We start from the raw sequence: 24598 nt of genomic DNA on the forward strand, positions 1-24598 counted from the left end.
AAGTTGATAGATGGCTGCATGGAGAGCGGAGATGGGCCGGCTCGATAAGCAGATGGATCCGTTCCACCCTGTCGCGCATCTGACGACGGCGGATCGCGTCCCCGACAATCTTGGGCTTGAGCAAGTCGACACGTCGTCGTCCGTTGAACCGGCCCGAGAGAAAGCCGCCTCGTCACCCGCGCATTTTGGGTCGGGCCGGGCGGGGACCGGTGTAACGGGCTCTACCAATTGGATTGACCGAGCACGTCGCATCTGGCGGCGCCATCTCCAGCGCGATCAACTCCCCCGAACGACCGGGGGGTCGACGGGAAACTTCGAGCGCTGGTTGATCGCACTGCTGAGCGTCGGCTTCGTCGTGAGTTGCGTTTGCGCGATCATTGTCTTCATGCAGGTCAACGCGCGCAAATTGGAGATCGCAACACTGCAACGTGATATCATCGCACTCAAGCTACGCGTAGCCAGGCTCGATCAGATCGCAAGCACGAACGAGATGCGCGAAAAGGCAAGCCGTGGAATACCCAAACCGCCGTCGGAGATCCAAGGCGACCAGGCTCCGCTCATCCTGTCACGTGAAGAGATTCAGCTTGTCCGAGACTATATCAAGCCTGCACCAGTTGCTGGCCCCGCGACTGAGACGACAAAGGTCGGCGATCCCGTCGTGGGAGAAACCGTTCCCTTTTCCTCTCCGATCACGGACAAGGTGCGGAAGCTGCTCGGCGCGAGATTTACCGTTCGCAATGGCGTTGTTGTCATCGTCCGCAGCGGCAGCCGTCACGCTGATGCTGTAATTGGGCCCAATTGACGAGAACTGGCCGCGATCGCAGTAGTCGATCGCCCTCTTAAGGCTGGTTGTTCGGTGGTCTTTCAATGAACCGCCGGCTGCCATTGAGAAGCTCGAGGTTATTGGCGATAACCGGGTTGCCTGGATCGAGCGAATAGGCCTTCTCGAACTTTCGGCGCGCCGCACTCAGATTGCCGCGCAGCATGTACGAATATCCCTGGTCATTCAGGACCTGCACGGTTTCGCCGCCCAGCCGGATCGCTTGGGCATAGGCCTGATCGGCGAGATCAAAGCGACGTATCCGATCATAGCTCGCCGCGAGTCCAACCCAGGCCGTCACGTCCTTCGGCGATTTCTCGACCGCATCCCTGAAATAGCGATTGGCTAACCCGTAGCTGCCGCGGTTGAAATGCTCCAAGCCCAGCCGTACCGGCTCGTCCGAGGGATAATATTTGACGTCCGTCGGCTCCTGCACGGGGTCCCCCCCAGGCGGCTCGACGGGAGCGACGACGGCAGCCTGCCTCAGCGTATGATCACACCCCGCAAGGCCGATCCCCAACCAGCAACAGGTCAGCATGAAGATGATACGTCGCATAACCCCTTGGTCCCCCGCACGTCGCAGCAACTTCACTGCGCCGTTCGCAAACAACATCGCCAAAACCACGCACTAAAAATCGTTACCTGCCGCCTACGCCTACTCCACCAACCGGCACTGATACTCCAGCAGTCGATCCAGCCCCCAATCCTTCTATGTTGACGTTCTGGGTTGGGGCAGTCCGCACGCCCATTTGTTTCGTCGCATCGCCAATGTCGGGAAGCTGATCCACTGGCTGTTTCGTGTTGCCATAGCGAGTCACGGCGGCGCCCACGCGCCGGGCGTCGTACGTGATCCTGCGATCACCGACGTTTCGCGGCCATGGATGGATTGTGTGGGTGACCGCGTTGACCTCCTTGGCATTGCCGGCACTCATCGTGATGGTGTCTGAACGCTGGAAATAGCGGTCCACCTCGTCATGACCGGCCACCCCGTAACATCCCCCGAGCAGCAGCGGTGCGAACAGAGCCAGATACCTGATGGTCATCTCCCGCTTCCTTCTCAGTTGAGCGTTTTTACGACGGGCTGGTTCGCAACGGCCGGTGCCGGAATGGTCGCAGTGACCTCGGGAGCGATGATGTGACCATAGGGTCCTTTAACGTCGCCGCCGGAGTTGACGTAGTCATTGTAACGCTTGCGGACTTCCATCTGGCCATTGAGGAAGAAATCGACGTCGTTGGCCGGAAGGCGGGAGTCGAGCGGCGACGCCAATTGCTGACCGGGCGCGGCCGGTGCGACCAGGCGCGGCGTCACGATGATGACGAGATCGGTTTCCTCCTGCTGGTACGACTTGCTGCTGAACAGGCTTCCGATCACCGGCACGGAGCCGATCCATGGCAGTTGCGAAACGTCTTGGCGATTCCGGGTCTGCAGCAGGCCGGCGATCGCAAAGCTCTGGCCATCGCGCAACTCAACCGTGGTGCGCGCGTCGCGGCGGGTCAGCGCAGGAACAGTCGTCCCCTGGATCGTCACTGCATTGGCAAAATCAAGCTCACTGACCGACGGCTCGACCCGAAGGTTGATCACGCCGCGCGAGAGCACGGTGGGGACGAAGGCCAGTTCGACACCGAACTTCTTGTAGTCGATCGTGATCGTGGGAAAGCCATTCGAGGTCTGGGTCGGTATCGGTACCGGAAACTCGCCGCCGGCGAGGAAGCGCGCGGCATCGCCGGACAACGTGGTCAAGTTTGGCTCGGCCAGCCGGCGCGCCAATCCTTTGGTTTCCAGCGCCGAGATCAACAAGTCCACCGAGCCGCCGCTGGTGGTCCTGATAATGCTGGTCAACAAGCTTCCGAACGGGGCCGGCGCAATACCTCCCGCTGTACCGGCGAGCGTCCCCAAAGTTCCGAGTATCGGAAGGCTGCCAGCAGGATTGGCGCCAACAGGAGTGCTGCTGGTGGTAAGGGCGCTAGTGTTGCTGCCGGTGGTGGGCACTCTGGTGATGTTATTGATGCCGCCGATCGGCGCCCGCCCGACGGCTGTAGTTGAACCAAGGCCGGTATTGCCGACGTTGGTGCCATTGGCATTTGCCGCATACAGATTGACGCCTAGGTTGCGGCCAGCCTCCCGACTCACCTCGAGAAAGCGCACCTCCAGCATCACCTGCTGCGGCGCCGCGACACTCATTGCGTTGACGACGACTCCGCCTTTCGCAACGGTGCTCGTGGCGATCGCCATGGCCCGCTCGGCCGTAACCGCATCGGCCGCCGTTCCGCTAAGCACCACCTGGCCCTCGGAAGCCGAGACGCGGATCCCGTGCCCGCCAGTGCTGCTGCGGATGTTCTGCTGGAGATTGGTGGTATCGATCACGACCTCGACGTCGAGGATGCCGATCTGCTTCATCGAGGAGTCGAGCAGGATGACGTTGGTGGTGCCGGTCTGCTTGCCCTGGACGTAGATCAGGTGATCGCTGAGCGACTTCACGTCCACAATGTCGGGCGAGCCGGCCACGATAGTTGCGAAAGCCGTATCGACCTTGAAGGTGCGTGACTTGTTGACCACCACCTTGACCCGCTGGACGTCGTTCATTTCGCTGACGAAGACGCCGCCGCCGGAGGAGCCCCGCCGGTCTGCCGCTGTCGCGGGGTCAGCGGACGCAAAGGAGGCGAGCGCCGCCCCAAGACCCATCACGCTGAAGGCGAGAAGCCTCCTTATCTTACCCGAAATGCGACCGCCACCCATTCGAGTCCCCCCAACTGCGATCCGCGGCTCCCCCGCAAATCTACGTGCTCGATATCCCCAATAGTTCCCCTCTGCGCACCACGCCGCAGAGCTTACAAGATGTCCGACTACAATTCGTTACTTCGCGTTTCCAAGATCATCGTCCTTGATGCTGCCTGCGTGCAAGAAGAGACGCTTACCGCACAGCCTCAAGTGGCAAAGAAAACTTTCCAATGTTGCGGGCGCGCATCATTTCTCTCTGCAGCTCCGTTCAGAACTGCTGCAGCACGACCACGTTTGCGCGATTCCGTCGTGGCTCACGATCGAACGGCGTCGGCTCGTCGTCTCCAAACGGCACTTGGCCAGGCTCAGATTGCTTTGGCGCAGTTCGATTCCCAGGGGTTTGTCCAGCTCGAGCGCCGACCCGAGGCGATGTCGGCCAAGATGGGTAAGGCACGTTGCCATATTTTGCCTAGAACGGAATTTGCGTTGACGCGCTCGGTGCATTGAGCGTCGTACCCCATATCGGCATCAGCATGGTGAAGCCGGCTTGAGAAGCGGTCACTGTCAAATTGGTGCCGCTGGATGCCACGCTCAGCGTCGGCGTGAGACCGCCGCGATACAGGAACGGCGCGGCAGTCTGCTTTGCGGTTGTGGACATGGGATCGCCCGCGCAGCTTGACGGCGACTGAGGCGGGCTTTGAAGCAAGGCAGGCGTGTAGCAGTTGATCATGACCGCTCGGGCCCCGGCGCTCGCGAGCGTCCGCAAGGACTGCATCGTGATCGCATAGCGTCCGAGATCGAAGATGGCGAAAATCAACATAAAAAGGGACACAAAGGCGAGGATGAACTCGAACGATGCGATGCCCCGCTGATCGAGCTTTCTCATCACTGCACCAAGCGGACAACTTGGGTGTAAGGGACGGTGACCGGATTACATCCATCCGTGCTCAGGAAGCCGCCACCGCCCATGGTGAGAGTTTTGGCGATCACTTGTGAACAGGTCGTATTGGTACTTTGCGTCGCTCCGTTCCAGGTCACGTCGACGTGCGGGAAATACATCGCACCACCCAGCTTAACCGAACCACCGTTGATGGTGACCTGATTACTGCTCTTGCTCGGTGCTTGATCATCAATCAGAACGCCGTTCAGATCAGAAGAGAAAGTGTTGGTGTAAGGCGCGGACAGATTAACTACAGCGCCGCCAGAGATGGAAATGCTGGAATCCCCGAGTAATACAAGCGTGACGCCTAAACCTGTGCCAGCCGGTGGCCAGGGTGTGCAGGCACTGCAAGTGATGGTTCCGCCATTGAATCTTATCGTGCCATTGTAGAAAAAGTACGTGCCCGGACTAAAATCTACCGCGTTCCCGGTCGTGCACGTTAGGTTGCGGTACAGGTTAGTGCTGCTCGGCGGGGTATTAGGCGTCAACGTACCACTGCATGCCAAATCGTTTGGCTTCCCGCTCGAGGTCAAGCTATTGAACGATTGGCTGTCCAATTTGCTAAGTGGATTGTTGGCATACGGCATGAAATAATTGTACGTGACGCCGGGATTGGCGCAGGTGCTGGCTGGACTACAGCCGGTTACACCCAAGACGGCCCATCCTGAACCGGTGAAAGAGGCAGTGCTGGCAAACTGAACACTGGCATCCGACATTATCGGGCAGCCCGTGCCGTTGTTGCTGACGTTACCGGCAATCTTAAGCGCCCCTCCGCCGCCGTTCGGATCAGGTCCGAGCGCCAAGGCGCACACCTTGCTCGGCAGTTCGACCAGAGCGATGGCTTGGGCGGGGATGTTGACGGTCGTCAAACCCAGCACTGCCGACAAGTAGGCCGGCTGTTGCTGACTGACGAGGGCGCGAACGGCGTTACCGCCGCCTCCTGCGGGCGGCGTTGTGAACGCACCCGCACTATAGCTGCCGATGTCGATCTGCACCGCCCGCGAGATTCCCGTTGGAAGGCTTGGCGCACAGTTGGTGCCCGGATAGGCCGTATCGCCGGTGTTGCAGAACCCGTTCTGTGCCGCGAATTCCTTTGCTTGATAATCCACTGATGTATCGCAGAGCACACCAGCATTGTCGCATGCAAGTCGCAGGGCGCCCGAGTAGGCCGCTGCATCGGCGGCATTCTGCGCGTGCTGCCTGGTGACGTACCACGATCCCGCCTCGGCCCCGAGTGCGACCACGCCGATGAGCGGAATCAGCACGATGACTGTTGCGAATGCGGCCGAGCCTCGTCTGGAACGGAGCAGACTGCGCATGAGAACACCTACTGGAAACGTTCGGAGTAAGGCAGCGTGTACGTGCAACTGCTGGGGCACAGCACCGACGTCAACACAATCGGGGCCAAAGTGACGGTCGTCGAAAACGTAAAGTACTTGGGAGTCAAACCAAGGTTGCCGGAGTTGCAGGCTGTGCTTCCGCACATGACCTGGATGTTGCCGATGGTATGCCCGGCGACCGTTGTCTGCAGCGTCGACACCCAGGTCCCCGGGTTCGCCGGGTCGGGCGGACTCTTGTATTGAATGTATTGTCCGAATGAGCGCAAGGCCGACCACGCAGAGATAAACCGGAAGCCCGCGGCAGCGACGTCGGCAAGCGGCATCAGCAGGAACGACACCATGAAAATGTAAACGATGACTGTCTCAAACGCGACGGCGCCGCGCTGATCGGCGACGAAGGACCCTTTACGATACGCGCGCCTGCCTCCACGGGGACTTGCCACGTGCGATCGCGTCACCCGAGCCGCAGCGATCTGAACCATGTCCACCACAATCCGGCCACGCATAGCCGCTCACCAAACGTAAGGAATCACTCGCCAACGTGATGCTTCGTAACTCGAATACTCGGGGCAATTGCGCCGAAGCAGGTCTTCTTCGTAAAGGATTCGGCAGACCTGAATGCCTATATGCAGAACCAGGACCATCACCGTGACCGGTGTCAGGTATTGTAGCACGACGCCCAGCACCACGATTTCTTCGGCGACATAGAGCGGGTGCTTGATCCATCGATAGGGTCCGGTCTGGACCACCGAGCGCGCCTGCGGCACCAGGCTGAACGACCGACCCAGATGTCGGATGGTGACGAGCATCATGATCGTGCCGACCAGCACGCAAGCCGTCGATGCCAGGTTGGGCAGCGTGTCGTCGGTTTTGCCGAGGAAGCTGATCGTCCATGGCAGATAGCTGCCGACGAAGGCAGCTATTCTTGGAAGCAGGCCGTCGGCATGCGCCTTTGCCGGTGAGCGCGTCATGATCAACAGCGCCAGGAGCATGTAGAAGATGCCGAGGCAAAAGCTCGACAAGAGCGAGGGCCACGGATCGTGCAGCGACGCCCCAATCCTGACGGCGACGCAAAGAGCCAGCAACAAGAACCACAAGCCGCCAAGCAGCCGCATGATCCGGTCGTAAGATCCGCTCTTGGAGAGGGCAATTGTGCTCATGGCTACTTTCCGAAGCTGGCGAACGAACGCACGAGGTGAAGAACGGGACTTCCCCCCATGATGACGAACATGGCTGGGAGCAGGAACAGCACCATCGGAATGGTCAGCTTGGCGCCCAACTTGTGCGCCCTTTCTTCCAGCTTGGTGATGCGTTCCCGCCGCAGGTCGAGCGCGATACTGCGCAGCGCCTGGCCCAACGGCGTTCCGTACTGCAAGCTCTGGCTGATCATCGTGCCGAACCGGCGAAGACCATCCGAAGTGACCGCCAAATTCTCGAATGCTTCGACGCGGCTTGGCAGTATCCGGAGATCATCAAGGAGTCGGTGCAGCACCCAGGCCATGGCAGGATTGGTCGACTTCATTTCTTCGGCGACGCGCCCCAGCCCGCTTTCCAGGCCCATTCCCGCCTCGCTGCACACGATCAGCAAATCGATCATATCCGGCGTGCCCAGCCGAATGGCAGCATCGAAGCGCCGCTTCATCACCGACAGAGCCAATCGCGGACCCAAGATTCCGATCACCACACCCATCAGCGTGAAGACCAGCACGTCGGCAGGTCTCCTTCCCGAAAGTTGCGCCAGAAGCAGCGCAATGACCGGCAGCGCGAACATGCTGACGATCTTGATGCCGATCCAGATCGGCAAGGTTCTATGATGATTGAAACCAGATGAGTGGAGGACCGTTCGTAGCTCCTCCAGATTCTCCTCGGCGTAGAAGCGTCGATAGCGCATGCCCAGCCACGAGAACCAACCGGTCAGGTCTTTGAAGGGGGCTGAACGGTAAGGGATACCCATCACGGCGTTTGAGACCCGCGTGTCCAATGCACGGACGTGTAGTTCGCGGATGATCAACATGAAGGCCGCCGTTCCAGCTACGACTGCGAGGGCCACCAGCCCGAGACCAAAAGTCATAGTTCTGTTTCCCGCCTGACCATCCAACTTATCACCAGATGCCCGATGAGCACCGAGACTACCGCGTAAGCCAGAAGCTTGTTTCCGGTCGGGTCAGTGAACAGCAGATCGATGTTCTGCGGATTGGCCGCGTATAGCAATGCTCCGGCAATCAGGGGCGAGATCGTGAGTGCTCGCGAGGAAAAGATCACTTCTCCCGCCAGCGCCTTGGCGCGAGCAGCGAGCGCAACACGCTGACTCACCGTGTCGCCCAGCGTCTGCAAGGTCTCGGCCAAGCTGCCGCCGGACTTCAATTGAACCGCAAGTGTCACCGCAAACATCGCATACTCTGCCACTTGCGTTCGCCGATAGACGCCTTCGACGGCTTCCTCCGGAGGTCTTCCCAGATTCATTTCGCTGCATACGATTGCAAATTGTCCAGACGTCGGTTGCGGCATTTCGCGCGCGATGGTGCGAAATGCTTCGTGCACAGGCAGACCCGATCGAACCGTACTCGTCACCAGCTGAATGGCGTCAGGCAGCTGCCGGAAAAGTTGACTGGCGAACCGACGTTGCTGCCAGCCAAACAGACCTCGCACGACTACCACGGCGGCAATCGCAGCCGCGACAGACACGTAGAAAACGGAAAATCCCAGCAGGCGATTAGCGTAGAAGATCGCTGCTACGGCGATAGCGGCAGCAAGCAGCACATACGCCGGATGCCAGGCGTGAATCATCTCGGGCCTGTAATTGGCCAAACGGTGGAGAAGCAGATACCGGGAGCCGGTCTCCGCCCGGCGAATGGATGGCAGGCTGGCCGGATGGGAGGCCGGTAGAGCGACCGCCAGCCGGCGGTCCATGCGTCGCTCCCGGCCGTCGAGCCATAACGAGCCGACGGCTGCGCACATCGCGAGCACCAGAACAGCGACGATCACGGCCTCAGGTATCATATCTGCCTCACTGCCTCGGCCCAGGCGCGATCGAGCCCGAAATAGACGAGACGGCTCTTGAATTTCGGGACTGCAAGGGTGGCCCGGTAAGTGCCCGAGATCCGCCCATTGTCGTCCTCCTCCTGGTATTCGAATGTTGCGATGTCATTGGTGGTGATCACATCCGATTCCAGCCCCATCACCTCGCTGATCTGGATAATGCGACGTTGCCCATCGCGCATGCGTTCGACTTGCACGATGAGATCCAGTGCAGCGACGATCTGAGTTCGAATGGCTCGCGACGGCAGATTCACCTGCCCCATCTGCACCATGTTCTCGATGCGGGTCAGGGCGTCGCGAGCACTATTGGCATGGACCGTGGAGATCGAACCATCATGGCCGGTGTTCATCGCCTGCAGCATGTCAAACGCTTCGGCCCCGCGCACCTCGCCCACGACGATCCGGTCAGGACGCATGCGCAGCGCATTCCACAACAGATCGCGCTGTGTCACCTGCCCCGTGCCTTCAAGGCTGGGAGGCCGGGTCTCCAGGCTGATCACGTGCGGCTGCTGGAGCTGCAACTCCGCCGCATCCTCGATGGTGACGACGCGTTCGCTGTGATCGATGAACTGGCTCATGGCGTTGAGCAGCGTCGTCTTGCCGGACCCGGTGCCGCCGGAGACCAGGACATTGAGCCGACACCGGGCGGCAATCTCCAGCAACTGTCCGACGGCTGCGGTCATCGAGCCGTTTTCGATCAGTGCGGCGATATCCAGGCGGCGGCTCGGAAACTTTCTAATCGAGATGCAGGGGCTGTGGATCGCCAGCGGCGGGAAGATGATGTTGACGCGGCTGCCGTCGGACAAGCGGCAATCCACCATCGGACTGGATTCGTCGATGCGCCGTCCAACTTGCGCGGCAATTTTCTGGGCCACCGATGCGATGTGATCATTGTCGCGGAAGCGCACCGCGATCCGCTCCAGCTTGCCGGCTCGTTCGACATAAACGTTGCTCGGCCCGTTGATCATGATGTCGTTGATCGATTGATCGAGCAGAAGCGGACGCAGCGGCCCATAGCCGGTCATGTCGTCGGCAATCTCGTCCGCCAGTTGAAGCTGCTCGCGACCCGACAGTTCGAGCCGTTCCTCATTGGCGATGCCATGGATGATTTCCTCGATCTGGCGCCGAAGGACGTCACGCGAAACAGTTGCGGCCACCGATGGCTCAATCTGCTCAATGACGCGTTCGCGCAGCGAAGCTGGCATCACCGGCCGGTCAATCGAAGCCTCGTCGCGCCTTGAGGTTGATGCAGGCACGCTTGGCGTCGTTGCAGCCAAGCTCGGCGTCGATGCAGGCAAGCGAACCGGCGTTTCCTCGTCGCGCCTACCAAACTTTCTCATAGCCCCAGCAGCCTCCTCAGCCGTCCCTTCTGCTCGGCGCCAAGCCCCGTGATCTCCCGTACGATCGGCGCGAGATGGCGTCGCAGTGCAGATACGTGCTTCAGCGCGGGAATTCCGAGATTGACCGCCTGGGTCATGCCCTTCCCGAGATCGGGTACGACCATGTCAGGCTCTGTCCCCAACGCCTTGACCACCGCGGCCCTGGGAAGGCCCCCCGGGCGATTGGCACGGTTCAGCAAGGTGAAGACCCGATCCCTGCCGGCAATGTTGGTGACGGCGGCCCGCAGTGCGTGGGCATTGCGAAGTCCGGTCACCTCCGCCTCCAGCAGCACCAGCACGTGCCGGGAAAGAGAAATCACCGGATGGATGGATGACGGAAACGGGACCGGGACATCGACAACGATGTAGTTGAATCGTTGGCGGAGCAGGCCAAGGACGTGCCTCACGCCCGCTTCGGTGATGTCGAGCTGAGCGTCCAGCTCCTCATCGGCGGAAATCAGGCTAACCCGCTCGTTGACTGCGATTGCGGCGCGCTCGAGGAACAACGTGTCCGCCCGCATCGGGTTCTCCAGGGCGATGCGCAGGCCTGGTCCGGGCTGAACACCCAGCATCACCGCTGTTTCGCCGCCTTGAAGATGAAGATCGAGCAGCGCGACCTTGGCCTTGGTGGTCTCCGCCAGTTGCAGCGCAAGATTGATGGCGATGCTCGTTGCGCCGGCACCGCCCTGCGCGCCGCAGATCGAGATCACATGCCCGCCTCGGTCGGTCGGCGCCGGCGCACGATCGCCCAGCAGCTTTGGGCGCAGCTGGTCCAGCACCATGTCCCGCGTGATCGGTCTCGGCAGGTACTCGGTCAGGCCGAGTTCCATAAGCGCGCGATAGAAGGTGATCTCCCTGCTTTCACCGATCAGAGCCACCCGGACATCGGGCGGACAGACGCCGGCCAGCCGCTCCAGTTCGGCAAATGGATCATCGATACCACTGATGTCCGTCACCAGGGCGAATAGTTCGGTGTCCGTTTCGAGCATCCGTATGGCATTGCGGATCGTGCCCCGCTTGATCGAAATATTGCTGCCTTCAAGGCCCTTGCGCAGAGCCGCGGCACTCAATTCGTCATTGACGAAGCAGACGATTCGATTGCGGGCGACAACAGACGTCGCTTCTTCAGGAGTGCTGAGGGCCGCTATGTTAACGCTCATCAACGTTTCTCCAGCAACTTGCCTGCCTGAACCACCATCGTCGCTCCGCGGCGGGACACTTCCGACCCGTCGCAGTTGATCGGAACGTCGCCGTCGGCAGATTCCTGTTTCCTGACGGAGTATTGTTTTATCTGACCACCGGAATGAACAACGACCGCTGCTGTCCGGCCGGCAATCGCATTTTGGCGGGCGATTTCCGGCGACACATCGCAGCTGGACATGGCGCCAGTGTCCGCCGTATCCCACTGCTCGACTGCGGCCCGCACCGCCAGGGAAAGCGTTCCGAGCTGCCTTGCGACCGTGATCTTCTTGACCTGGTCCGGGGCAAGCTCCAACGATACAGTCTGCGCTTGCTTGCCGGCCACCGAGCCGGCTACCGAGCTTACGGTTCGGCCACCCTGCATGATTTCCTGGTCAATCGCGATGACTCGAACGTTTCCTAGAACGGTCTCGCTCAGGGCCCGGCGCGCGGGATCTGCCTTCTCGAACACCTGGGTCAACAAGACATCAACATGATCACCCGGCCTGATCAGCCCCGACACGCCAGACTCCTCGTCCACCTTGATGCTGATCGCGCGGCTATCCGGTGCCAGGACGCTGGCCAGGAAGCCACGATCCCGAGGTCGCAATACGTCCTGCAAGGTGATGGGACTGCCAGCGTCGACGAACTTGCGGACCAGAGAGCCGGGAAGTCCGGCCTTCGAGTCCGGTGTTTCCAGGATCGCCCCTGCGGGAAGGCGTTCAGGCGACGCCGAGCGCACGGCGAAATCTTCTTCGCGGGCCAATGTACCTTTCGACAGCGGACGTGCCGCGACAAAATACCCGACAGTCGAAGGAGGCGCCGGCCCTTGCGCCGTAACCGTTACCGGAACCTGTTTCGGCAGGTTCATGTTGTAGGCGATCAGCCCGAATGCGGTGGTTGCGAGCAAGAGCACCAGGATGATCGAGAGGCGCAACGTGGATGACATGTCAAAATCCTCTGCTCGAGATGGTCCAGATGCCACCGCACGCTATGGCCACCCCGTAAGGCAGGGGCGCGTGTCGCACGTGGCGCCAGCGCTCGATCGCGTAGACGCGCCGTGCGAGCGACGAACCGACCGGCGCCAATTTCGGATATGGCAGGACGCGCATCACCAGATGCACCAGGGCAAGAACGCCCCCGGCCAGCGCGGTTACCGCCAGCAACTCAATCAAGCCCGTCGGCGGCAGGCCAATGGCCAAAGCTACCAGTAACTTGACGTCGCCCCCGCCAATCCCGCCACGCTGGTAGAGCGCGAGCAGCAGCAGGAACAGGAGCGTCGCGGCGATGAGGGATTCGGCAAGTTGCATTGGGCTGGCAAGCTGACGGGCGATCCCGAGCAGCGCCAGCAAGAGACAGACGTCATTTCGGATCGTGCGGGTCGCGACGTCGAGCGTTGCGACATACAGCAACAACGAGATTTCCAGTATCGAGACGATGGAAGAAACCCAGCTCATGCATGCCTCAGGGTGGTGGGAAGGCACAGCAACAATAAGAATGGAGAGAAATAACATTCGGAGGGGGACACATTCCGATGCCCCCCTCTGGCCGGACGGCCGTATCAGACTGCCGCAGTAAAAGCGGTGGTGATCGCGGTGATCCCGCCTGTCAGCGCGGTTCCGATCGCACCGCCGGCCCCAACGCCGAACACAGCTGACACTGCGCCGATGATGCAAACCGCGACGATGATGTACTCGAATGACACCACGCCGTCCTGGTCCGTCCGCAGACGCTTCAACGCTTCCTTGGTCTCGATGAAATGATGCAACATAGAGGAATCCCTTCTTTCAAGATGGATTTTTCAGACACCTTGGCAACTTCAGCGGCTGCGGATTTATCTCCGGCCCCGCCAGCGACAAACTATTCATTAAATACTTATTAGCGTCAACATTTAATATATAATTCCGATTTTAAATCGACGCACTGCGAAGCGAGCCGTCACAACAATCTCAGAATCGACAAAAGCGCCGTAAATCAAATACGATAGGCCGAACCAACAATCGGATCCTGGGCAGAGCGCTGGCTGGAGTCGGTAAGCAATCACCGGATTATTACGGATGAGCAGCGCTATAATAAGATTAATAGGTAATCATGTGAGGGCGATATAATCGACCGGATGCTGCGCCCCTGGCCCGCGCACATGGAGCAAATTTCGCGACCTGCGAAGGCGCGACGCAGCACATCTGTCACGACGGGTGAGGTGATCCGTTCGAAGATTCCGATCGCACTGATCGCTGCCTTGCAGCCGCATGATTCCCGTCAGTTGCACCGGTGTGCCGCAATCATAGAGGCTCCTGGACCCCACCTTGCGAGGCGGACCATCGCGGGATGGTGGTACGCTCTAGAGCGTAGCGCGCAGCCAGGACCCGTCATCATTGTTACGGGCTCGGTAGCCGGCGCATCTGCCCTGGGTGCGGGAAAAGCAAAACAACCGATTTATTTTATTATTGTATATAATCATGATGACTCCATCACAAAATTAAAAAATATGTTGGGGAAAAGAAAACCTGGGAGGTTGGAATGGAAGCTGCCCGCCGCTTTCGCGCAATGGCCTTGCTTTGCCGTCAGACTGCTGTACTCCAACCTGCGCGAAGCTGGAAATTGCTTGCAGAGGCAGAGTACTGGGAACATCTGGCCGCCGCGGCCTTAGCTCATTGAGCTTCAGTCGGGCGTTCTTTGTCTTCCGTTTTCGTCGACTTCCTAGTTAAGTCCTTTTCTGAGGCATGTGATGTCGAGTACGCGTCAAATTTCTTCTAGTGCTGTTCTGAGCGAACGGCACCAGGCGCTTCTGGAGGAGCTCAGAGAGGTGGAGAAACTTCGAAGTAAGCTCCGACATCTAGAAACAAAACCAATCGGCAGAAGGCGGCGTACCAAAGCGAGCGGCATAGCTAGAGCCGTTTAGAGACCCGCCGGATCCGAAGGATAACCCGGCTCACTCGCGCGGTCGATGCACGGATTGCCCGCGTTCCTCGCGTCCACCTCTACCTTGAAAGAGGACTGGGCGGCTTTCATCTGCGCCTAGCGAGCCTCGGCGATGACGTCGCTACGACGCGTCGCCAACCAGCCAGGCCGGGGTGCCTCACAACACTTGAACGAACTCGGCGGCGAGACCGGCCGCCCATTCAGGGTCGGGCGTTAGCTCCGACTTTCATTCGACGTTGCACTTCGGAACACCGCAACGAGCCGATCGCCTTCCCAAAGCTCAACGTCGTGCTCGTCATGCATTTGCTCGGCTCGGCGTCTCGCCGCCTGCTCGTCAATACAGTCGAGCTTTGCAGTGCAGATCACTTGCCGGCTGCCGTCCACCACGAAAACCTTATACCGCATGATGCCGTCCGATCCAAAAAGGTGACGATCATCGTACCCGAATGTCCGGTTAAGGCAGCGCCAAACTAAGTGCGATGCAACGGAACCATTGTACGTGTGTCAGTTCGGCGATACCTGCTCGTTCAATCCGTCGGTCGCGCGGCGGCAGTACCTCGTATGTCGCCACCTCAGTGGCGTAGTCTCACTGCGTGCCGAAGCGTGTGGCTCGAGCTTAAGAGCGAGAGGCCACCAAGCGTCATCAGCAGCCCACCGAGCCAGCCCGTCCAGCTGCGCGCTTCGTCGTGCCCCTCTGCAGTGCGCGGGCCCAGCGGCATATCTTGAGGTGGGTCGGCAGGCGCGGCGGCGAGAAACTGCCCAACGTTGACTTGATCCGGCACGGAGTGTTCGCGCTTGAGCTGGTTGCGGGGAATATCTCCGACGGGAGCCGCCGACATCAGGGTAGCACCCGTGCCGAGATCGGAAGTGGCATCTGCTACCTGCATTGCAGGCGTCTGGGATTGCTCGGGCGGTGCAGAGCGCAGCAACTCCGCGCGCGCATCAACGATCACGCTCCGCGTGGTCTGCGTGGTCCGGTTCTCGTCGAAACTGGCGCTACGGTCTTTGGCCGCGGGAGCCCGAATGGGTTTCTTCACCGTCGCGATGCCCTCGGCCAGGAACCAGCATCTGCGACGACCGTCCGTTCGGTAGACCCAATGCTGTCCGCCACTGGTCGAGGTACCGGGACGCGGCGCGCATTCGGCTTGCGGCGGAGGGGTGGTTACCGTGGGTTGGGACGTAGCAGTATTGAAGAAGTCGGTTAGAGGATTGGAAGACGCAGGCGTCGCCGAAAAACCTCCGACAAGGAGCAAACTGGCGAAGTACAATCGCAAATGTCCGGACATCGGAAACTCCCGGGTGCGCCCCGCTTGAGCCTTAGCGGCGACAACGGCCCCCATGCGGCTTAAATCGGGCAACGCGATGAATTAATGGTATTCTTGGCCACCTAATTTATATGCCGGTCCAGTACTCCAGGGATGCCTGCAACAAGGATAGGCCGATGGATTCATCGGTCATCTGAGTTGCGCCGGGCCTCGATCCGCGGCGTAGCCGCCCGGTCGATTGCGATAGTTGCGCCCGTTCCCGAACACCAAAGCAAAACTTGCCGAGAGATGAGTTCGTGGATGTCGCGATACGTGGACACCCCCGCTACGAATTGAATACTCCATCGCGATATTGCCATCGTCGCGCCTTTCTCCCTACCACCTAGCGGATTTAAATGTGGATTGTGCGATCAATATTTAACTGGCGGCTTGCCTGCTCCCTGATTCCCGACTTGTGTGCCCGGGCCTTCTGCCCAAGATTCGGATTGGAGCCATGAACACCGCGCATTTTAATTCGCTCTCCGTTGACGAGCTCTGGACCCTTCACCAAGAGGTCGCCGCCAAACTCACTCAGAAAATGTTGGTGCAAAAAGCACGTTTGGAGGAAAGGCTGCGCAGCATTAGACTGGCCAGCGAGGTCACACGGCTCAATTACAAGCGGCGTCGTCCATATCCGCCCGTCCGTCCCAAATATCGCAATCCGAAGAACCCAGCGGAGACATGGTCGGGTCGTGGCAGGCAGCCGCGATGGCTGCGGCCGCAGCTTCGAAGCGGCCGAGACTTGGACGATTTCCTGATCGATCAGGCTTCAGCTCAAAAGCGCCAGACAAATTGAGCGCCGATTGCGGCATTTTGGGTTGGGAATGCTGGCGCCGGCTGTTTCCCGATCTGAGATTTTCACATTATCGTTTTAACGCGGGTCATGACTATGGTTGGAGCCATTGGCCGTAGCGACCGCACTTGCGATCCGGCTGACGGTCTCGCTGAATCGCTCGGGGGGCCCGCGGCGCAGTGAAGACATCGACGAGAACTCAAGCGCACGATGGCCCGACTCTAGTCGTGATGCTCTCTGAAGTGCCGCCTAACCGCATTCCACGCTCGAAGGGCTGGAAGGAGGAGGACGACGAAAAGAACTCTGATTGCAACTGGAGTCATCCCGCGCTGCAGGAGTGGTGGTTCGCGACCATCCGAGCGACCGGCCGTCGTGTTGATCGTCGCCGGAGATGGAATTGCTGCGTGCCGAGTAGGTGCCGGTCTGCGCGAGGGCAGGACAGCTACAACGAACAGAACGTTCACCAGCAGCCATATTCCCACTATGAGAAGGACACTACGCACGAGAACGACCATCGTTGATCTAATCTGCCGAGCTTATTCCTGCCTCATGCCCGGCACGCAGCCGGCAACACTGCGTTCGCGGACGGAACCGCTTCGCTGCAGCCGGCACATTTGGCATCCGCCGATGCCATCGGGCCCTGAGCGCTTCGCAAACGCCCAGGATCGCTCGCAGCCTAGTCGGGCGCAACACTCGCGTCTGTGCGCTTTCGAACATTCATGCCCCTTCAGGTATGCCCGTTCTGTGCATCATCGGGCGAGAGCCGGACAGAGATCGCTCATCAGCCAGGACGGCCGACCTCAGCCCGCAGTCCCTGAACAGGGGCCGGGTCATGGAGCATGGCCAAATATCGCAGCACGATGAGCGACGAATTTGGCCGTCCGCATCGAACCAGTATCGAGTTTCGGCAGTTGACCCCCGGTGAATCCGAACAAGCAAACTGATTGTTCGGGCCGAGGATAATATTAAAAGCTACGCCGGCACACATGAAGGACCTCCGACGACGTTTGGAAAAGGTCCGCGCTGACGCGAGAGAATTTACGCTGATGAGTCAGCGGGCGACGGACATAGAGAAGCGCGAGCTGTTCAAGCGCTTGGCGGATGAGCTCGCCTTCGAGGCTCTCGAGCTCGAGCTGATCGTGAAGAAAAATCAGCCACCTGATCCGTGCGACAAGCACGAGGTCGTGGAATTTACGTTACCCTCTCAGCGAAAGCGCGGCTGACGCGAAAGAGGTTAAGCCGGCTAGTTCGTGCGTGCATAAAGGATCTTTGCGCATGACTCCGCCAGCGATCGCTGCGCCGCCGCATCGAACTGCGCATTGCGCTTCGCGGGCCCAGATCCGGAACATTCTGGTTCTGGTTCTGCAGCAAGCGGTATCTTGCTGCGCCGGACAGAACACACCGTCCGTTTTGCCCGCTCCGATTTCCTATTCTACGACAAGCATGTGACCGACTTGTCCCATCGGATCTGCGCGCTGTATCGAATGGGTGAAGATATAGAAACTAGGGAAACACCAGCTAGCAAACCGGCCGTGTCCACTCCAACAAAAACGTCGCACCAGACGCGCTTTGCTCTATCGAAGAATTCAAAAAAGCCCTTGCGGGCTTAAAGGTGGTGGGCGCACCAGGGCTCGAACCTGGGACCCGCTGATTAAGAGACACGCCGCTGGCCTTGATTTCTCAAGAGAATTTTTCCAACTGAACCAATATCCGATCATTGGAGATCAATGGCTTACAGTGAAACATCCAACTGCAAAGGCGCATGGACGCCAGAGCGCCTCCTTGCCAAAGATGGACTGGCGGCGCTTCTGAATGGACGAAGCGACCCGGCACAAGGCTGGTCATAATGGCATTGGACCGGACTGGCTGCGGCTGAGCTAGCGCTGGGTCGGGAACAGCTGCGCTGCCGCGCCCCACACGCCGTTGGGCATGAACAGCATGATCAGGATGGCGAGCGTGCCGAGCACGAGCAGATAGAGACTGCCAAACTGGGCGAGATAGGTGACGAGCCCCCACAGCAGGAGCACGCCGACCATCGGACCTTCGATGGTGCGTACCCCGCCGATCACGACGATGAAGATGACATAGGCGGTCCAGTCGGTGACGCTGAAGGCCGCATCAGGCGAAATACGCGCCTTCTGCAAATAAACCACGGCCCCGATCATGCCGGTGGCGAAGGCGACCGCGATCCACAGCACGTGGCGAGTCCGCGCGGTGCGGACGCCGACGCTGCGCGCCGCCGCTGCGTTGTCACGGCTTGCAGCCAGCGCAAGGCCGTGGTGCGAGCGCATGAAGGCGTAGATGCCGAGCGTGACCAGCACGACGAGCAGCAGTGCCAGCCAGTAGACCAGCACGTCACGCGCGGCCGCCGGGCGCAGGCCAAGCAGCGCCTGCACCGCCTTCAGCCCGACCATCTGCGACAGCTCGCTCGGCGAGATCGACATCCCGGTGCCGCCGCCGAGCGACTTGAACTGGGCGCAGATCAGCCGCAGCGCTTCGGCAGCGACCCAGCTGCCGATCGCGAAATATGGCCCCTCCAACCGGAACAGCAGCGGCCCGAGCACCGCCGCGACCAGCGCCGCGAACAGTCCGGCCAGCGGGATCGCCGCAACCGGATCGAGCCCGGCCATCACGATGCCGGCAAACAGCGCATAGGCGCCGAGCCCGACAAACGCCTGCTGCCCGACCGATACCAGCCCGCCCCACCCGGCCAGCACGTTCCAGAGCTGTGCCAAGGTCAGCATGGTGAAGACGAAGATCAGATCCTGGATCAGGTTGCGCGAGGCGATCGCTGGCAGCGCGGCCAGCGCCACGATCAGCGCGATGCCGGCCACGGCCGCGACGCGCGACAGCCGTGTGCCGACCCGAACCTGCCACACCGGCGCGTCCACCGGGCGCGGCTCGCGGCTTGCCGGAATATGGATGCTTTCGGCGCTCATGTCCGCCTCGCCGGGAACAGCCCGCGCGGCCGCACCATCAGCACGGCGAGGAAAGCGAGATGGCCGGCCAGGATCTGCCATTCCGGATTGATCCGCCCTCCGATCGCCTGCGCCAGCCCGAGCACGATGCCGCCCGCCAGCGTCCCCCACAGGCTGCCGAGCCCGCCGATGATCACCGCCTCGAATGCGTAGAGCAGCCGCGCCGGTCTTCAAGAGAATTTTTCCAACTGGGCCAAAATTCCACCATTAGAGATCAATGACTTACAGCGAAATATCTACGCGGAGGGCACCTGACGGTTTGGGGACACGCGACAAGAGATTGTCGGGGAATCCCCTCTAGCAATTTAAATAGGTTGGCAGTCGTTTCCAAATGAGACCAGCTCTCGCCGGAGCAACAGTCTCGGGCAAGGCGCGCGAAAGGAGTATTTGGGAGCGGACACCACGGTCACCCCTAGCTTGCGGGCAGCAGTCAATAGGAAGGGTCGGCTACCTAGGTCGGCTACCTAAAAAAGCAGCACCTTCCTGGCACTGCCGACAACCGCGGCATTTCAGCATTGGCTTCTTCGAAAGCAGCACCGAACGGCAGGCAATCCCGTACAAGCGCGCAAAGATGGTTCAGCGCCAATCGGGAGCTGAGACATGTCCCAGTCAGTACACGTCCGACCTTTTCGTGACCTCCTCGACAGCGGGGGCGTCGTTGAGGACCCGGAGCGGATCGCCACCTACACAATGGATCAACGTCAGCTTTTCACGGGTTCGACGTTTGCCGTGCTGAAGCCGGCGACGACACAGCAAGTCGCCGATATCGTACGGCTGGCGGCGCACTACGGGATCGGAATCGTTCCGCAAGGCGGCAACACCAGCTATTGCGGCGGCGCTACGCCGGACGCGTCCGGACGCCAGGTTATCGTGAGCCTCGAGCGGATGGACAGGATCCGCGAAATCGATCCCGTCTCCATGAGCATCTCTGTGGATGCCGGCGCCATCCTGAAGAACGTCCAGGACGCCGCGGCGGCTGCGGGCCTTCTGTTGCCGCTCAGCCTCGGCGCGGAAGCCAGTTGCCGGATCGGCGGCAATATCGGCACGAACGCCGGCGGGCTGTCGGTCGTGAGGTACGGGATGACGCGCGATCTGCTGCTCGGAATCGAGGCGGTGCTGGCGGACGGCACGGTGGTCTCCGACATGCGCAAGTTGCGGAAGAACAATACCGGCTACGACGTCAAGCAGTGCTTCGTCGGAAGCGAGGGGACTCTCGGCATCGTCACGGGCGCAGTGTTGCGTCTCGCGCCCTTGCCGACCCGCCGCGCGACTGCCTGGCTGAAGCTCGCGAAGGACGCTCCAATCGCCGAGCTTCTCACGCTGATCCGCCGCGAATCGGCGGATCTTCTGACCACGTTCGAATTCATGACATCCCGATCGATTACGCTCGCGACCGAAGCAATAACTGACCCGCCCTCCCTCGGCGCGGGCCCCGGAGGCGCCGTTCTCGTCGAGTTCGCCTCTGCCTCACGCCATCTCGATCTCGACGAACTGATGGAAGCCGTTCTGGCCGAGGCGATCGAGACCGGCTGCGTCGATGACGCATTGCTGGCGCAGAGCGGATCGCAGCGAACCGCGATGTGGCGGCTCCGGGAGACCATCCCCGAAGGCGAGAAGCGCCGGAACGGATCGGTGAAGCACGACATCTCGGTACCGCTTTCCTCCATTCAGCGCTTTCTGGACCTGGCCGGCTCGCAGGTACGATCGTATGACGCCGACCTTGAACTGTCCGTCTACGGCCATGTCGGCGACGGCAATCTGCACTACAACGTGCTCGTTCCTCGCGATGTCGACCGGCTGGAATTCACCAAGCGGATCGAAAGCAGCCTTTCGTTGCAACTCTACAACACGGCCGCCGCGCTCGGCGGCACGTTCAGCGCGGAGCATGGCGTCGGTCGCTTCAAGAAGCACCTTCTAGACCGGTACAGCGATCCTGGGCGTATCGCGGCCATGCGCCGGATCAAGACCGCCTTTGATCCGGCGGACATCATGAACGCCGGCGCGATCGTTTGCCCAATGGGAGGGAAGTCTGCCAGTTGAACCATCAGCCGGCGTGCCGATGCTTCCGAACGGCGGGGCTTCGGCCGATGCACCCCGATCAGCCAAATCCTCTCGTGCATAAAGAAAGAGCCACTCCGAAGGAGTGGCTCAAGTTGGGGAGGAAACGCTCCTTGGGGACTGCAGGGCCTGATTTCCGGCTCGATCTTCAGATGGCGGCTATGTCCAGCCTCGAGCCGTCGGTCAGACGCGACAGCCGGAACGGTGCGGGATCGACGCAAGGCGTGTCGTTGACGACAAGCTCTGCGGCCAGATAGCCGAGCCCCGGGCCCAAACCGAAGCCGTGACCCGAGCAGCCGGCCGCGAGGACGAGGCCCTTCACCCCGTCCACCTGCGACACCACGGGCACCGCGTCCGGCGTGCAATCGACGAAGCCGCCCCAGGCGCTATCGATCTGTATTTCGCCGAGTTGGGGGAAGGTTTTCCGGACACTCGCCACCACTTGGCTCACCAGCCATTTCAAGGGCGGAGGATCCAGCACGCGATTCTGCTCGAATATCCGATCGTCGTTGGTCAGCAGCGCCGCCATTGAATCCGGCCCCGAAACGAACGATTGGCCGACGCCGAGCCTGACGTTCTTCAGGCGACGCAAGAACTGCGGCATGAACTCCCGGCTGTATCGGATCGCCTGGGGCGTGATTTCGAGGTTCGCCTTGCCGCTGATCGCAAGCGTATAGCTGCCATCCAGTCGGCGCGTGATCGTGCAGTACGGTGTGGAGACCGCCTCGCCGATGTTGATTGTCGGGGTAGAACGCAGCGCGGTCTGCCGGATGCTCGCCTGGGGGAAACTGATCCCGAGCGGCCGAAGGAAGCGCGAGGACCAGGCGCCGGCGGCGCACAGCACCGCGCTGGTTCTGATGTAGCCCTTCTCCGTGTGCACGCCCGCGATCTTGCCATTGGCCAGGTCGAGCTTCCGCGCAGCGCATCCCTGGTGGATCGTGGCGCCCAGAGTTCTGGCCGCTTCGGCGATAGCCGGCGCGGCGAGCGCAGGTTCGGCCTTGCCATCCCGCTCCGAATAGGTGCCGCCGACCCATTTGTCGCGCGCTTCGGGGACGCGCTCGGCCACCTCCGCCCGACTCAGCACGCGGGTGTCGACGTCGTACTCCCTGGCGACCTCGCGCCACTTTTCCCAACCCGCGAGCACAGCCTCGTCATGGGTCGCATAGACGAGACCGCAGCGACGAAATCCAAGGTCCCGATTGACATCGCGCGTGAGTTCGTCCCACAGCCGCATGGAGAGCACCGAGAGCGGCAGTTCGCGCCGGTCGCGGTTCTGCTGGCGGCACCAACCCCAGTTTCGGCTCGATTGTTCACAGGCGACGTGGCCCTTCTCGAGCAGCGCCACGGAGAGGCCGCGCTTCGCCAGGTAATAGGCGGCCGTAGAGCCGAGGATGCCGCCGCCGACGATGACGACGTCGGCCTCGGCCGGAAGACGCTCATCGCTGTGAATGCGCTCGACGTGGGGCGACATGTTCCAACGAACCTCGGCTGCCAAGAATGCGGAAGCAAAGTTCCGATCAGCCCTTCATCGCATCGTGCGGTCGATAGAATGTGCTGAAATCATCAAGGACTTCGCAAGATGTTCGGGTTTTTAACCACTTGAGTGATACGAGCTGCTCTAGCGGGACCGAGTCCCAGTTCAGCGCAGAAGCATTCATCGGTAAAATCCGAGAACGGCCTTGGTCTCAAGATACTCCTCCATGCCCTCGATGCCGTATTCGCGACCGTTGCCGGAGCGCTTGTAGCCGCCAAAGGGAGCATTGGGGTCCCAGTCAGGATAGTTGAGATGGACTTGACCCGACTGGATCCGCCCCGCGACGGTTCGCACTGTCTCCATATCGGTGCCCTGCACGTGGGCGGCGAGCCCGTAGACGGTGTCATTGGCGATCGCGATCGCCTCGTCCACGGTGTCGTAGGGAATGATCGACAGCACCGGACCGAAGATTTCCTCCTGCGCGATCCTCATGTCGGGACGGACGTTCGAGAAGATGGTCGGCCGCGCATAGAAGCCAGTCCGAAGATCGCCGGGCCGACCTCGCCCGCCGATGACGAGCTTGGCGCCTTCTTCCAGGCCGACACCGATCATGGTCTGCACGCGCTCGAACTGCGGCCGGTTCGCAACCGGGCCATGGGTCGTGCTTTCCGCAAGGGGATCGCCGACCACCAGCTCTGAAGCGGCCTCTGCCGCCAAGGCCTCGACCTCTTTCATGTGTGAGCGAGGCACCAGCATGCGCGTCGGCGCGCTGCAGGATTGGCCGAGGTTGCGGAAGGCGGCCGCGACGCCCAGCGGAACGGCACGGCCAAAATCGGCATCAGGCAAGATGATATTCGGTGACTTGCCGCCGAGCTCCTGGGCAACGCGCTTGACGGTGGGTGCAGCCGCTTGCGCGACGAGAACGCCAGCCCGGGTCGAGCCGGTGATCGAGATCATGTCCACCTGCGGATGCGACGCCAGACGAGCGCCGACGATCGGGCCTGTTCCATTGACGAGGTTGAAGACGCCGGGCGGACAAGCGGCATCGTCCATCACCTCAGCGAAAAGCAAAGCACTCAGCGGCGACAATTCGCTCGGCTTCAACACCACCGTGCAACCAGCCGCGAGCGCCGGGCCGACCTTGGCTGTGATCTGGTAGAGAGGCCAGTTCCAGGGGGTAATGAGACCGCAGACCCCAATCGCCTCTCGCATGATCGCGGTGCTGCCGCGTGGGGTGACGAACGGATAGTTCGCAAGGTTGTCGCGTGCGACACGGATGTGCTCGGCGGCCAGCGGCACCTGGGCTCGGCGCGCATAGGTGATGGCAGCTCCCATCTCGAACGTGAGGACCTGCGCGAACAACTCCAGCCGCTGGAGAAGCAAACCATGAACCCGATCAAGCAGCGCCGCTCTTTCAGCAGGCGGTGTCGTGGACCAGCCGGCGAAGGCTCGTCTGGCAGCTGCTATGGCGCAGTCCACATCATCGTCGTCGCCAAGCGTAACCTCGGCGATCGACTGCTCCGTCGCCGGATTGACGACGGATGCTGCGGCCGCGACTGATCCGATCGGCTTCCGCCATTCTCCGTCGATGTAGAATTTTCCGAGCAAGCCGGCTTCCGTCAGGTGTCGAAGGGGCGAGGTCATTGGAAGCGA

The 24598-nt window shown here is 60.8% G+C and carries 23 protein-coding genes and 1 pseudogene; 5 read left to right on the forward strand and 19 right to left on the reverse strand.

All coding sequences use genetic code 11. From position 1 onward, the window contains the following. Nucleotides 1–31 precede the first annotated feature (31 nt). Complete coding sequence (locus tag GA0061099_RS31940; protein WP_036031709.1) at nt 32–802, forward strand: hypothetical protein; 771 nt, start codon at nt 32–34, stop codon at nt 800–802. Nucleotides 803–839: 37 nt separating this feature from the next. On the opposite strand, the gene GA0061099_RS31945 is transcribed toward GA0061099_RS31940, so the two are convergent. From GA0061099_RS31945 to GA0061099_RS31955, 3 genes are all read right to left on the reverse strand, one after another. Beyond that, nucleotides 840–1376: a tetratricopeptide repeat protein gene (locus GA0061099_RS31945; RefSeq protein WP_085969012.1), complete on the reverse strand. Its 537-nt coding sequence runs from the start codon at nt 1374–1376 to the stop codon at nt 840–842. Nucleotides 1377–1458: 82 nt separating this feature from the next. Beyond that, complete coding sequence (locus tag GA0061099_RS31950; RefSeq protein WP_036008116.1) at nt 1459–1863, reverse strand: hypothetical protein; 405 nt, start codon at nt 1861–1863, stop codon at nt 1459–1461. A gap of 14 nt (nt 1864–1877) precedes the next feature. Beyond that, nucleotides 1878–3557 carry a type II and III secretion system protein family protein gene (locus GA0061099_RS31955; protein ID WP_036031691.1) on the reverse strand — a complete coding sequence of 560 codons (1680 nt, stop codon included), beginning with the start codon at nt 3555–3557 and terminating at the stop codon, nt 1878–1880. 99 nt (nt 3558–3656) lie between these two features. Here GA0061099_RS31955 and GA0061099_RS40475 point away from each other — a divergent pair, with 99 nt between their 5' ends. After that, nucleotides 3657–4046, forward strand: a complete 390-nt coding sequence (locus tag GA0061099_RS40475) for a hypothetical protein (RefSeq protein ID WP_141697699.1) — start codon at nt 3657–3659, stop codon at nt 4044–4046. On the opposite strand, the gene GA0061099_RS31960 is transcribed toward GA0061099_RS40475, so the two are convergent. From GA0061099_RS31960 to GA0061099_RS32020, 12 genes are all read right to left on the reverse strand, one after another. Further along, entirely contained in the window at nt 4009–4425 is a 417-nt protein-coding gene (locus GA0061099_RS31960) for a TadE family protein (protein WP_225150331.1), read from the reverse strand. The two genes, GA0061099_RS40475 and GA0061099_RS31960, sit on opposite strands and share 38 nt — an antisense overlap. Continuing rightward, nucleotides 4425–5798 carry a pilus assembly protein TadG-related protein gene (locus GA0061099_RS31965; protein WP_036031695.1) on the reverse strand — a complete coding sequence of 458 codons (1374 nt, stop codon included), beginning with the start codon at nt 5796–5798 and terminating at the stop codon, nt 4425–4427. The genes GA0061099_RS31960 and GA0061099_RS31965 overlap by 1 nt, the downstream gene beginning before the upstream one ends. An 8-nt stretch (nt 5799–5806) precedes the next feature. Next, on the reverse strand, nt 5807–6301 hold the full coding sequence (locus GA0061099_RS31970) for a hypothetical protein (protein ID WP_225114733.1): 495 nt from the start codon (nt 6299–6301) through the stop codon (nt 5807–5809). Between the two features lie 30 nt (nt 6302–6331). Next, nucleotides 6332–6979 (reverse strand): methyltransferase family protein, encoded by a 648-nt coding sequence (locus GA0061099_RS31975; protein WP_036031697.1) that lies wholly within the window; start codon nt 6977–6979, stop codon nt 6332–6334. Nucleotides 6980–6981: 2 nt separating this feature from the next. After that, nucleotides 6982–7890 (reverse strand): type II secretion system F family protein, encoded by a 909-nt coding sequence (locus tag GA0061099_RS31980; protein ID WP_036031699.1) that lies wholly within the window; start codon nt 7888–7890, stop codon nt 6982–6984. Beyond that, nucleotides 7887–8819 carry a type II secretion system F family protein gene (locus GA0061099_RS31985; RefSeq protein WP_036031701.1) on the reverse strand — a complete coding sequence of 311 codons (933 nt, stop codon included), beginning with the start codon at nt 8817–8819 and terminating at the stop codon, nt 7887–7889. Before GA0061099_RS31985 ends, GA0061099_RS31980 begins: the two co-directional genes overlap by 4 nt. Beyond that, a complete protein-coding gene (locus GA0061099_RS31990; protein ID WP_036008135.1) occupies nt 8816–10198 on the reverse strand; it encodes a TadA family conjugal transfer-associated ATPase in 1383 nt (460 codons plus the stop codon). The genes GA0061099_RS31985 and GA0061099_RS31990 overlap by 4 nt, the downstream gene beginning before the upstream one ends. Beyond that, nucleotides 10195–11397 (reverse strand): CpaE/TadZ family protein, encoded by a 1203-nt coding sequence (locus GA0061099_RS31995; RefSeq protein ID WP_036031703.1) that lies wholly within the window; start codon nt 11395–11397, stop codon nt 10195–10197. Before GA0061099_RS31995 ends, GA0061099_RS31990 begins: the two co-directional genes overlap by 4 nt. Then, nucleotides 11397–12365 carry a Flp pilus assembly protein CpaB gene (gene cpaB, locus GA0061099_RS32000; protein WP_036031705.1) on the reverse strand — a complete coding sequence of 323 codons (969 nt, stop codon included), beginning with the start codon at nt 12363–12365 and terminating at the stop codon, nt 11397–11399. Before cpaB ends, GA0061099_RS31995 begins: the two co-directional genes overlap by 1 nt. 1 nt (nt 12366) lies before the next feature. Further along, nucleotides 12367–12873: an A24 family peptidase gene (locus GA0061099_RS32005; protein WP_050996277.1), complete on the reverse strand. Its 507-nt coding sequence runs from the start codon at nt 12871–12873 to the stop codon at nt 12367–12369. A 104-nt stretch (nt 12874–12977) separates the two neighbouring features. Next, a complete protein-coding gene (locus GA0061099_RS32010; RefSeq protein WP_036008144.1) occupies nt 12978–13187 on the reverse strand; it encodes a hypothetical protein in 210 nt (69 codons plus the stop codon). A 1723-nt stretch (nt 13188–14910) separates the two neighbouring features. Then, nucleotides 14911–15624 carry a hypothetical protein gene (locus GA0061099_RS32020; protein ID WP_036025162.1) on the reverse strand — a complete coding sequence of 238 codons (714 nt, stop codon included), beginning with the start codon at nt 15622–15624 and terminating at the stop codon, nt 14911–14913. A 472-nt stretch (nt 15625–16096) separates the two neighbouring features. Between GA0061099_RS32020 and GA0061099_RS32025 the strand changes: the two genes are divergently transcribed. Together GA0061099_RS32025 and GA0061099_RS32030 are read left to right on the forward strand one after the other, a co-directional pair. Beyond that, the gene (locus GA0061099_RS32025) at nt 16097–16438 is read left to right on the forward strand and encodes an H-NS histone family protein (protein ID WP_074448231.1); all 342 of its coding nucleotides are present in this window, start codon (nt 16097–16099) and stop codon (nt 16436–16438) included. A gap of 983 nt (nt 16439–17421) precedes the next feature. Further along, on the forward strand, nt 17422–17658 hold the full coding sequence (locus GA0061099_RS32030; RefSeq protein WP_036025141.1) for a hypothetical protein: 237 nt from the start codon (nt 17422–17424) through the stop codon (nt 17656–17658). A gap of 654 nt (nt 17659–18312) precedes the next feature. On the opposite strand, the gene GA0061099_RS32035 is transcribed toward GA0061099_RS32030, so the two are convergent. Together GA0061099_RS32035 and GA0061099_RS32040 are read right to left on the reverse strand one after the other, a co-directional pair. Further along, nucleotides 18313–19374 carry a branched-chain amino acid ABC transporter permease gene (locus GA0061099_RS32035; protein ID WP_085972166.1) on the reverse strand — a complete coding sequence of 354 codons (1062 nt, stop codon included), beginning with the start codon at nt 19372–19374 and terminating at the stop codon, nt 18313–18315. Further along, nucleotides 19371–19580, reverse strand: a pseudogene (locus GA0061099_RS32040) (branched-chain amino acid ABC transporter permease); the annotation flags it as partial. The gene GA0061099_RS32035 and the pseudogene GA0061099_RS32040, both read right to left, overlap by 4 nt. Before the next feature lie 562 nt (nt 19581–20142). Between GA0061099_RS32040 and GA0061099_RS32045 the strand changes: the two are divergent. After that, nucleotides 20143–21453, forward strand: coding sequence for an FAD-binding oxidoreductase (locus tag GA0061099_RS32045; protein ID WP_244429332.1), 1311 nt, complete (start codon nt 20143–20145; stop codon nt 21451–21453). Nucleotides 21454–21619: 166 nt separating this feature from the next. Here the strand turns inward: GA0061099_RS32045 and GA0061099_RS32050 are convergent, their stop codons facing one another. Together GA0061099_RS32050 and GA0061099_RS32055 are read right to left on the reverse strand one after the other, a co-directional pair. Next, a complete protein-coding gene (locus tag GA0061099_RS32050) occupies nt 21620–22942 on the reverse strand; it encodes an NAD(P)/FAD-dependent oxidoreductase (RefSeq protein ID WP_036008157.1) in 1323 nt (440 codons plus the stop codon). A 183-nt stretch (nt 22943–23125) separates the two neighbouring features. Further along, nucleotides 23126–24589 carry an aldehyde dehydrogenase family protein gene (locus GA0061099_RS32055; protein WP_036025137.1) on the reverse strand — a complete coding sequence of 488 codons (1464 nt, stop codon included), beginning with the start codon at nt 24587–24589 and terminating at the stop codon, nt 23126–23128. Between the last annotated feature and the right edge of the window lie 9 nt (nt 24590–24598).

This window comes from Bradyrhizobium yuanmingense, from assembly GCF_900094575.1.
GTDB classification, from domain to species: domain Bacteria; phylum Pseudomonadota; class Alphaproteobacteria; order Rhizobiales; family Xanthobacteraceae; genus Bradyrhizobium; species Bradyrhizobium yuanmingense.